The following is an 11,444-nucleotide window of genomic DNA, read 5'->3' on the forward strand; positions in this document are numbered from 1 at the left end:
GCTCGCGCCGCGGTTCCCCCGATCCGCCCCGTACCTCTTCTGAGCTGGACGCCCTCCGATCACTTCCCCCAAGGTGGACCCTTGAGTGGGTACCACCTTGCCGAAAATCGAAAGTTGCCTCCCATGACTGAAACCACGGTCCTCCGCCAGCATGCCGAGCACGCCTTCGCCGCCGAGCTGGAGGCGCTGCGCAAGGCCGACGCCGACTCCGGCCGTCCGAAGCCGCCGCGCTGGAAGCTGTCGCCGTGGGCGGTCTCCACCTATCTGCTCGGCGGCGCGCTCCCGGACGGCACGGCCATCAGCGCCAAGTACATCGGGCCGCGCCGGATCGTCGAGATCGCCATCGCCACCCTGGCCACCGACCGCGCGCTGCTGCTGGTCGGGGTCCCCGGCACCGCCAAGACCTGGGTCTCCGAGCACCTGGCGGCGGCCATCTCCGGCGACTCCACCCTGCTGGTGCAGGGCACCGCCGGCACCCCGGAGGAGGCGATGCGCTACGGCTGGAACTACGCGCAGCTGCTGGCCCACGGCCCCTCGCGGGACGCGCTGGTCCCCAGCCCCCTGATGCGCGCCATGGCCACCGGCGCGATCGCCCGCATCGAGGAGCTCACCCGGATACCGGCCGACGTCCAGGACACCCTGATCACGATCCTGTCGGAGAAGACCCTGCCGATCCCGGAGCTGGGCGAGGAGACCCAGGCCGAGAAGGGCTTCAGCGTCATCGCCACCGCCAACGACCGGGACAAGGGCGTCAACGAGCTGTCCTCGGCGCTGCGCCGCCGGTTCAACACCGTCGTGCTGCCGCTGCCCGGCACCGCCGAGGAGGAGATCGAGATCGTCTCCCAGCGGGTGGCGTCCCTGGGCAAGGCGCTGGAGCTGCCCGAGGTCCCGGCCGCGCACGAGGAGATCCGCCGGGTCGTCACCGTCTTCCGGGAGCTGCGCGGCGGCCTGACCGTCGACGGCAAGACCAAGCTGAAGACCCCCAGCGGCACGCTGTCCCCGGCCGAGGCGATCTCGGTGGTGGCCGGCGGCATCGCGCTGGCCGCGCACTTCGGCGACGGCGTGCTGCGCCCGGCCGACATCGCCGCCGGCATCCTCGGCGCGGTGGTCAAGGACGTCTCCACCGACCGGCTGGTCTGGCAGGAGTACCTGGAGACCGTGGCCCGCGGCCGCGAGGGCTGGACCGAGTTCTACCGCAGCTGCCGCGAGGTCAGCGCCTGATGACGGTGACCTTGCTGGGGATCCGCCATCACGGGCCCGGATCCGCCAGGGCGGTCGCGGCGGCGCTCGCCGAGCTGCGGCCGGACGCGATCCTCATCGAGGGCCCGCCGGAGGCCGACGCGCTGATCCCGCTGGCCGCGCACCCGTCGATGCGGCCGCCGGTGGCGCTGCTGGTCTACGCCGACGCCGATCCGTCACGAGCCGGGTTCTGGCCCTTCGCCGAGTTCTCGCCCGAGTGGATCGCCCTGCGGGCCGGCGTCGGGTCCGGCGTCCCGGTGCGCTTCATCGACCTGCCGGTGTCGTACCGCTTCGCCCAGGTTCCAGAGGGCGAGCAGGCCGAGGACGGCGGCGAAGACCAAGGCCGCGGCGCAGAACACGACGATGCCGAAGATCAGAGTCACGACGAGCAACGGCGAGGTGAAGAACCCCATATCCTTGAAGCTAAGCACCGGACGGACCCGATCGCCGCCCTCGCCGAGGCGGCCGGCTACGACGATCCGGAACGCTGGTGGGAGGACGTCGTCGAGCAGCGCGCCGACGGCACCTTCACCGCGCTGGACTCCTTCGCCGCGATCGCCGACGCGATGGCTGCGGTCCGCGACTTCGCGCCGCCGGAGGACGAGGAGCGCGAGGCCCACATGCGCCAGTGCATCCGGGAGGCGGTGAAGGCCGGCCACCAGCGCATAGCGGTGGTCTGCGGCGCCTTCCACGTCCCGGCCCTGGCCACGATCGGCCCGGCCGCCCCGGACGCCAAACTGCTCAAGGAGCTGCCGAAGAAGGTGCGGACCACGGCCACCTGGGTCCCCTGGACCCACGGCCGGCTGTCCTTCCGCTCCGGCTACGGCGCCGGCATCGAGTCGCCGGGCTGGTACCACCACCTGTTCACGGCGCCGGACCGGGTCGTCGAGCGCTGGCTGGCCAAGGTCGCCGAGCTGTTCCGGGCCGAGGACCTGCCGGTCTCCTCCGCCCACCTGATCGAGGCCACCCGCCTGGCCGACACCCTGGCCACCCTGCGCGGGCGCACCCTGCCCGGGCTCACCGAGGTCACCGACGCCGTGCAGTCCGTGCTCTGCGGCGGCTACGACACGCCGATGGCCCTGGTCCGGGACAAGCTGGTGATCGGCGAGGACCTCGGCGAGGTGCCGCCGGACGTGCCGGTCGTTCCGCTGGCCGCCGACCTGGCCAAGGAGCAGAAGCGGTTGCGCTTCCAGCCCCGGCCCGGCCAGGTCGAGGCCGAGCTGGACCTGCGCCGGCCGAACGACGGCGACAAGTCGCGGCTGCTGCACCGGCTGAACATCCTGGGCGTGAACTGGGGCACGCCGGCCCGCTCCCGCGGGACCGGCACCTTCAAGGAGGCCTGGGCCCTGGACTGGCAGCCGGAGTTCGCGGTGAAGCTGGTCGAGGCCGCGATCTGGGGCACCACCGTGGTGACCGCGGCCTCGGCGAAGGCCGCCGACCGCGCCGCCAACGCCGAGCAGCTGGCCGGGATCACCGACGTCGTCGAGACCTGTCTGCTCGCCGACCTCCCGGACGCCCTGGACCCGATCATGGGCCTGCTGGCCGACCGCGCGGCGGTGGACACCGACGTCGCGCACCTGGCCGACGCGCTGCCCGCGCTGGCCAGGACCCTGCGGTACGGCGACGTGCGCGGCACCGACACCTCGACGCTGCGCAAGGTCGCCGACACCCTGGTGGTCCGGATCGCGCTCGGCTTCCCGCAGGCCTGCACCGGCCTGGACGAGGACGGCGCGCAGCAGATGCGGGCCCGGTTGGACAACACCCACCAGGCGGTCGGCCTGCTCGACGACCCCGAGGCCAGTGCCCAGTGGTACAAGGCGATGCAGTCGGTCGCCGACCGCGAGGGCATGACCGGCCTGCTCGCCGGGCGCGCGGTGCGGCTGCTCTACGACGCCGACAAGATCGACGGCGACGAGCTGAACCGGCGCATGGGCCGGGCCCTGACCCCGGGCGTGGCGCCGGCCGAGGCCGCGGCCTGGCTGGACGGCGTGCTCTCCGGCGGCGCCATGCTGCTGATCCACGACCCGGTGCTGCTGGGCCTGCTGGACCGGTGGATCGCCGGCATCCCGGCGGACTCCTTCACCGACGTGCTGCCGCTGCTGCGCCGCACGTTCTCGAACTTCGAGGGCCCGGAGCGGCGCAAGATCGGCGAACTGGCACGGGCCCTGGGCGGGGCTCCGGTGGCCGGGGTGGCGGCGGGCGCCGAGGCGCCGGGCTTCGACGCCGCGCGGGCCGACCGCGCGCTGCCGGTGGTGCGGATGCTGCTCGGCCTGGGCGCGGAAAGAGAGGCTGCGGATGTCTGACACGCTGGAAACGGCGACCCCGGAGCGTTCGGCGGACGAGGCCGGCCCGGTCGACGACGAGCGCATGCGCCGCTGGCGCCTGGTGCTCGGCGGGGACGACGACGGCACCGGCACCAAGCTCTCCGGCCTGGACCTGGAGATGGACAAGGCGCTCGCAGCCCTCTACAACAAGGGCGGCTACGAGACCGGCACCGGCGGCGTCGCCGGCCGCGGCCGTTCCAAGGGCGGGCAGCAGGCGCAGCGCAGCGCGGGCCTGGGGGCGTCCTCGCCGCAGGTCGCCCGCTGGCTCGGCGACATCCGCGGCTACTTCCCGCAGACCGTCGTGCAGATCATGCAGCGCGACGCCATCGACCGCCTGAACCTGCGCCAGCTGCTGCTGGAGCCGGAGATGATGGAGTCGGTCGAGCCGGACGTGCACCTGGTCGGCACCCTGCTCTCGCTGAACCACCTGATGCCGGAGGAGACCAAGGAGACCGCGCGCCAGGTGGTCCGCAAGCTGGTCGAGGACCTGGAGAAGCGCCTCGGCGCCAAGCTGCGGGCCACGGTCAGCGGCGCCTTGGACAAGAGCACCCGCACCAGCCGGCCCCGGCACAGCGACATCGACTGGGGCCGCACCATCCAGGTGAACCTGAAGAACTACCTGCCGGAGTACCGGACCGTGGTGCCCGAGCGGCTGGTCGGGTACGCGCGCAAGGAACGCGCGGTGAAGCGGGACGTGGTGCTGGCCATCGACCAGTCCGGGTCGATGTACGCGTCGGTGGTCTACGCCTCGGTGTTCGGCGCGGTGCTGGCCTCGCTGAAGTCGCTGAAGACCTCGCTGGTGGTGTTCGACACCGCGGTGGTCGACCTGACGCCGCAGCTGTCCGACCCGGTCGACGTGCTGTTCGGCACCCAGCTCGGCGGCGGCACCGACATCAACCGGGCCATCGCCTACAGCCAGTCGCTGATCACCCGGCCCACCGAGTCCATCTTCATCCTGATCTCCGACCTCTACGAGGGCGGCGTGCGGCGGGAGATGCTGCGGCGGGTCGCGGAGATGACCGCGGCCGGCACCCAGGTGATCGTGCTGCTGGCGCTGTCCGACGAGGGCGCGCCGTCCTACGACCGGGAGAACGCCGCGGCCCTGGCCGCGCTGGGGGTCCCGGCCTTCGCCTGCACGCCGGACAAGTTCGGGGATCTGATGGCGGCCGCGATCCAGCGGCAGGATCTGAGCAAGTTCCTCGAACAATAATCCCGAACACTAGGAGAGCCACGGATACCGGCCGCCCCCTCCCGGGCGCACTCTGGGAGCCAGGAGGGGGTGGTCACGGTGGCATCCACATGGTCGGTTCCGGGATACGAGGAAATCAGGGACCTGGGAGCCGGGGCCACCGGCCGCGTGGTGCTCGCGCACCACGTCGGATCCGGTCGGCCGGTGGCGATCAAATACCTCGCGCGGAACCTGGTGCGCGAGACCCGATACTTGGAGCAGTTCCAGCGCGAGGCCGAGACCCTGGCCCGGCTGCGGGACCCGCACATCGTCCAGATCTTCGACTACGTGCAGACGCGCGACGGCGCCGCGATCGTGATGGAGGCGGTGTCCGGCTCCTCGCTGCGCAAGCTGCTGGTCACCCGCGGCCCGTGTTCGCCGGAGGCGGCGCTGACCGTGCTCCAGGGGTCGCTGCTGGGTCTGGCGGCCGCGCACGCGCAGGGCGTCGTGCACCGGGACTACAAGCCGGAGAACGTCCTGGTCGACACCGGCGGCGAGAGCAAGCTCGCGGACTTCGGGGTGGCGGCGCCGGCCGGGCGTGACGCGCCGGGCCGCGGCACCCCGGCCTATATGGCGCCGGAGCAGTGGAACGGGATGCGGGCCACGCCGGCCACCGACATGTACGCGGCCTCGATCGTGTTCTTCGAGATGCTGGTCGGGGAGCGGCCGTTCTCGTCGAACACGATGGACGGCCTGCGGCAGGCCCACGAGGCGGCGCCGGTGCCGGTGGAGCAGGCGCCGGAGCCGGTGCGGCCGCTGCTGGTGCTGGGGCTGTCGAAGGACCCCGGGCAGCGGTATCAGGACGTTCCGAGCTTCCTGGCGCACCTGGAGCGGGTGGCGGTCGCCGGGTACGGGACGGACTGGAAGGAACGGGGGACCCGGGACCTGGCCGCGGTGGTCGCGCTGATGATCGCGGCGTTCCCGCTGCTGGCGCTGGGCGAGGGCGGCGGGGCGGCGGGGGCCGCCGGTTCGGCCGGATCGGCCGGTTCGGCGGGCGGGGCCGGTGCCGGCGCGGGGGCCGGCGGGGCCGGGGCGCCGTCGTCGGCGATGAGCGCGGTTCCGATCCCGCGGCAGGGTTTCGAAGAGGTCGAAGACCTCGGCCGGGCCGGTACCCACGGCACCCACGGCGCACGCTCGGCCGAACAGCAGTCGACGCGCGGCTCGCGGCTCGGGCGCCGGCTCGGGAAGTCGGCGACCAAGGTGAAGGTCGGGGCAGCCGCCGCCGGACTGGCGGCGCTCGCGACGACGACCACCATGGTGGTGGCGAACATGGCGCCGAGCGGGCAGCCGGGGAAGATCGCGGCGTCGACGCCGTCGTTCCTGGGGACGGACACACCGTCGTCGAGCCCGGAGGGGGCACCGAGCGCGAGCGCCACCGATGACGTGTCGAGCACTGATTCTCCGTCGCCGACGCCGACCGGCGGGGCTTCGGACTCGTCCACCAGCGCGGCCAGTGCGACGAGCACGTCGTCGTCGGCGAGCGGGGCCGCGGGGTCGACGTCGAGCACTTCTTCGCCGTCCGCTTCGGGCTCCGGGACGACCAGCAAGAGCGTGAAGACGACCTCGTCGGCGTCGAAGCCGCCGACCTCGGCGCCGTCCCGGCCGCCGACGAGCTCCGCGAAGCCGCCGCCCCCGCCCACCACGCCGACGTCGACGCCGCCGCCGGCGCCGTCCGCGGTGTCCGCGGCGGTCAGCGATCCGGCGGTGGTCGGGTCGAGCGGCATGTGCTCCGCGAAGACCCTGCATGTCGCCGTGACGGGGAAGATCTCGTACAGCGGTGCCGCTCCGGCGAGCGTCACGTACGTCTGGACCCGGAGCGACGGGTCTCAGAGCTCTCCGCAGACCGTCGCGGTGAGCGGCGGCTCCGCGACGGTCTCCGATTCGTTCGCGGTCGGGGCCGGCGGCTGGGACCAGTTGTCGGTCGGGACCGTGACGTCCGCACATGCCTCTTATACGGTGAACTGTGTGACGGGCAAGCTCTCGGCACAGAACACAGTGGCCGGATGCGCGCTCGCACCAGGACAGGTCGACTTCTCGGGAACGATCTCCGGCACGCCGGGGACGACGGTGCGGTGGTACTGGAACGTGGCGTTCTCGACCGGGACGCCGACGTCGGCACAAGGGGGCTGGGCGAGCGTGACGCTGGACGCACGGGGCAACGGCGCGGTGCGGTTCGCCGGCAGCCGCAGCTACTCCACGACCATGACGGGCAGCATCCTGGTGGACCCGATGGACGGCGGGAAGCCGTTCGTGCTCGCCACGGCTTCCGGAACCCTCACATGCGAACCGGGATAGAGCCGCTGCGGTCCGGTGATCCGCGCGGCGTCGGGCAGTACCGCTTCCTGGGGCGGCTCGGCGCCGGCGGCATGGGCCTGGTGTGCCTGGGCCGCGGACCGGACGGCCGCCTGGTCGCGGTGAAGCTGATCCATGAGGACATCGCCGCCGACGCCGACTACCGCCGCCGCTTCGCCCGCGAGGTCCGCGCCGCCGCCGCGGTGCAGGCCCGCTTCACCGCGGCGGTGGTCGACGCCGACCCGCAGGCGCCGCAGCCCTGGTACGCCTCCGAGTTCATCGACGGCCCCACCCTCGGCCAGGTCGTGCGCCGGACCGGCCCGCTGGAGCAGCGGGCCCTGCGCGCCCTGGCCGGCGGCCTGGCCGAGGCGGTCGCCGCCTTCGAGACCGCGGGCCTGGTGCACCGCGACCTGAAGCCCGACAACATCCTGCTCGCCGCCGACGGGCCCAAGGTCATCGACTTCGGCATCGCCCGCGGTGAGAACGACAGCCTCCTGACCCGCGCCGGCTCCGTCCTCGGCTCCCCGGGCTACATGAGCCCGGAACAGATCGCGGGCGAACGCGTCACCACCGCCTCCGACGTCTTCAGCCTCGGCGCGGTCCTCGCCTTCGCCGGCCAGGCCACCGGCCCTTTCGGCGACGGCCCCGCCGAGGCCCGCATGTACGCGACCAAGTACAACGACCCCGACGTCAGCGGCCTGCCGATCCCGCTGCGGGACCCCGTCCTGCGCTGCCTGACCAAGCACCCCCGCGACCGCCCCACCCCCCGCGACCTGCTCGGCTGGTGGACGGTCCGCACCGACGAGCTCGACACCCTGATCGACCTGGGCCTGGGCCCGGGGGCGCGGAGCGCGGAGCGCGTGCGGCCGACGGGGGAGCGGCTGTACGGGAGCGAGAGCAAGGAGACGAGTCAGCCTTCTGGCTCGGCGGTCGGCGGCGCGACCGGGCCGTCGTTCGCGGCGGGGGCGTCGGCCGAGGTGGCCGCGCCGATCCCGGCGCCTTGGCAGCCGGGTGCGCCGGGCCCGAGTGTTCCGGCTTCGGGTGTTCCGGCTCTGCCTGTTCCGATCCAGGGCGTTCCGGGCCCAGGGATTCCAGTTCCAGGGCCTCCGGCTCCAGGCGTTCCGGGCCTGGGCGCTCCGGTCCAGGGCGTTCCGGCTCCAAGCCTCCCGCTCCCGGTCCCGCCCGCCCAGCCGGACCCGACCTCCCCGACCTCCCCGGCCTCCTCATCCTCCGCCGCCCGCCTCTACGGCGAGCCCACCGCCATCGCCAGCGCCGGCGACCTGGACCTCGCCGAGCCGCCCTCGGCCGAGCCGTGGGTCCCGCCGACGCCGTGGCTTCCGGGCAGCGACGATGTCAGCCTCGCGCTCTCCGCCGATCCCGGTGCCGACGGCCGTCTGGATTCGCGGCTGGCGACCATGGTCGGGGCGTCGAGTCCGTCGCCGCCCGGGCCGCCGCAGCTCGGGAATCCGTTCGCCGCGCGCGACTGGGCCTCGGCGCCGCAGGTGCAGCCGCCGCAGCCGCCCCGTCGGCCCGCGCCCTGGTGGCGGCAGCCGGTCGGCGTCGACCGGCTGCCCGGCGGCGTGGTCCGCGATCTGGTCGCCGGGCTGCTCGGTGCCGGGCTGCTCGCTGTGTTCAGCCTCCCCGACCCGAGCACCGCGCTCGCCGTCACCTTCGCCGCGGTCGGTCTGGCGCTGGGCTTCGTCCTCGGGGTGCGGCGCGGGGTCGTCGCGCTGGCCGCCTACTCCGGTGCCGCGCTAGGCGGGGTCAAGGTGCTGCCGGGCAAGCTGGCGGCCTCCATCCATGATCCGACCCTCGCCTTCGTCCTGGAGATCGCGGTATTGCTGCTGTTCGCCGGTGGGATCGCCCGGGTGGGCGGTCTGCGGCGGCGCCCTGTGCTCGGCTTCGCGGTCGGGTTCGCCGGGTACATCGCGGCGCAGGCCGCGGCCGTCGCGTGGCTGGCGGGCCGGAGCGGGACCGGCTTCCTCGCCGCCTGGCGGGCCGGCACCGACGGGCTGCTCATCTACCGCGACGCCGGGATCGCCGCGGTCTGCGCCGTCGCTGTGGGCTTCCTGGCGCTCATAGGATCGACGCAGGAGGCCGTCGGCGTGGACGGCCCTTACCGCGCGACAGGAGACCATCGATGACAGGCGGCAATCTGACCCGAGACGAAGCGGCGGAGCGGGCTCGGCTGCTGACGGCCCGGCACTACGCCGTCGAGCTCGACCTGACACGCGGGGACACCACCTTCGGCTCCACGAGCACCATCAGCTTCGCCTGCGCCGAGCCCGGCGCGGCGAGCTTCGTCGACCTGCTCGCGCCGGCGGTGCGCTCGGTGACGCTGAACGGCGTCGCGCTCGACCCCGCCGAGGTGTTCGACGGCGCGCGCGTGCACCTGGCCGGGCTCCAGGCCGAGAACGTCGTGGTGGTCGAGGCCGACGCCGCCTACAGCCGCACCGGCGAGGGCCTGCACCGCTTCGTCGACCCGGTGGACGGCGAGGTGTACCTCTACACCCAGTTCGAGCCCGCCGACGCCCGCCGCCTGTTCGCCAACTTCGAGCAGCCGGACCTCAAGGCCGTCTTCCAGTTCACCGTGACCGCCCCGGCGCGGTGGCGGGTGTGGTCCAACGAGAGCCTGGCGGAGCTGACCCAGGACGCGGCCGGCGCGAACGTCTGGCGCTTCCACCCCACCGAGCCGATCTCCACCTACATCACCGCGGTCGTGGCCGGCGACTACCACGTCGTCGAGGACTCCCACACCGTCCGCCGGCCCGACGGCTCGGAGCTGCTGATCCCGGTCAGCGCCATGGTCCGCAAGTCCCTGGCCCCGTACTTCGACGCCGAGGCGATCCTCGACGTCACCAAGGCCGGCCTGGACTTCTACCACCGGATCTTCGACTACCCGTACCCGTTCGGGAAGTACGACTCGGCCTTCGTCCCCGAGTACAACCTCGGCGCGATGGAGAACCCGGGCCTGGTCACCTTCAACGAGAAGATGGTCTTCCGCTCCAAGACCACCGACGCCTCCTACCAGGGCCGCGCCAACACGATCATGCACGAGATGGCGCACATGTGGTTCGGCGACCTGGTCACCATGAAGTGGTGGGACGACCTGTGGCTCAAGGAGTCCTTCGCCGACTTCATGGGCGCCTACGCGCTGGTCCACGCCTCCCGCTGGACCGACGCCTGGGTCTCCTTCGCCAACGGCCGCAAGGCCTGGGCCTACCGCCAGGACCAGCTGCCCACCACGCACCCCATCGTCGCCGACATCCGCGACCTGGAGGACGCCCGCCTCAACTTCGACGGCATCACCTACGCCAAGGGCGCCTCGGTGCTCAAGCAGCTGGCCGCCTACGTCGGCGAGGACGCCTTCCTGGAGGGCGCCCGCCGCTACTTCCAGCGGCACGCCTTCGGCAACACCTCGCTGGCCGACCTGCTCGAAGTGCTGGAGGAGACCTCCGGCCGGGACATGAAGGCCTGGTCCCAGGCCTGGCTGGAGACCGCCGGCGTCAACACCCTGACCGCGGAGATCGACACCGACGCGGACGGCGTCGTCACCGCCGCCCGGATCCGCCAGAGCGCGGTCGAGGAGTACCCGACCCTGCGCCCGCACCGGATCGCGGTCGGCGGCTACGCCCCGAACCCGGCCACCGGCGCGGTCGAGCTGGTCGAGCGGATCGAGCTGGACGTCGACGGCCCGCTGACCGAGCTGCCGCGGCTGGTCGGCAAGCCGCGCCCGGCGCTGCTGCTGCTCAACGACCAGGACCTGACCTACGCCAAGATCCGCTTCACCGCCGAGGAGTTCGACGCCTTCGAGCGCGGCGGGATCGCGGCCCTGCCGGACAGCATGGCCCGGGCCCTGGCCTGGTCCGGCGTCTGGCACATGACCCGGGACGCGGTGGTCCCCGGCCGCCGGTTCCTCGCGGTCGTGCTGAACAACATCGAGGCCGAGACCGACATCAGCGTCGTGCAGAACCTGCTGCGCCAGGTGAGCGCGGTGCGCGAGGCGTACCTGGCCCCGGCCAACCGGGCCGCCGCCGGCGCCGAGCTGTCCGCGCGGCTGTGGGAGCTGCTGGCCGGCGCCGCACCGGGCAGCGACCACCAGGTGGCCTTCGCCTACGGCGCGGTCCGCGCCGCGAGTCAGGACCCGGACTTCGACCGGCTCAAGGCCCTGCTCTCCGGCGACCTCGGGTACGACGGCCTCACCGTGGACCAGGAGCTGCGCTGGGCGCTCATCAAGGCGCTGGCCGCCGCCGGCCACCCCAACGCCGGCGCGCTGGCCGAGGGCGAGGCCGGCGCCGACGACGCCGCCGACCGCCGCCGCCACCGGGCCGCCGCCCGAAGTCGGATCGTAGCCATGTCGT

Annotated in this window: 5 protein-coding genes; all 5 read left to right on the top strand. The window is 73.2% G+C overall.

Annotated features, from left to right (window positions below):
• The first annotated feature begins 123 nt into the window (after positions 1–123).
• Complete coding sequence (locus ABD481_RS37700) at positions 124–1,221, top strand: ATP-binding protein (protein ID WP_344670656.1); 1,098 nt, start codon at positions 124–126, stop codon at positions 1,219–1,221.
• Positions 1,221–3,542, top strand: coding sequence for a DUF5682 family protein (locus tag ABD481_RS37705; protein WP_344670657.1), 2,322 nt, complete (start codon positions 1,221–1,223; stop codon positions 3,540–3,542). Before ABD481_RS37700 ends, ABD481_RS37705 begins: the two co-directional genes overlap by 1 nt.
• A complete protein-coding gene (locus tag ABD481_RS37710; protein WP_344670658.1) occupies positions 3,535–4,773 on the top strand; it encodes a VWA domain-containing protein in 1,239 nt (412 codons plus the stop codon). Before ABD481_RS37705 ends, ABD481_RS37710 begins: the two co-directional genes overlap by 8 nt.
• 78 nt (positions 4,774–4,851) lie before the next feature.
• Positions 4,852–7,086, top strand: coding sequence for a serine/threonine-protein kinase (locus ABD481_RS37715; protein ID WP_344670659.1), 2,235 nt, complete (start codon positions 4,852–4,854; stop codon positions 7,084–7,086).
• The gene (locus tag ABD481_RS37720; protein ID WP_344670660.1) at positions 7,071–9,227 is read left to right on the top strand and encodes a serine/threonine-protein kinase; all 2,157 of its coding nucleotides are present in this window, start codon (positions 7,071–7,073) and stop codon (positions 9,225–9,227) included. The genes ABD481_RS37715 and ABD481_RS37720 overlap by 16 nt, the downstream gene beginning before the upstream one ends.
• The last annotated feature ends 2,217 nt before the right edge of the window (positions 9,228–11,444 follow it).

The sequence above is a fragment of the Catenulispora yoronensis genome (assembly GCF_039531695.1).
GTDB classification, from domain to species: domain Bacteria; phylum Actinomycetota; class Actinomycetes; order Streptomycetales; family Catenulisporaceae; genus Catenulispora; species Catenulispora yoronensis.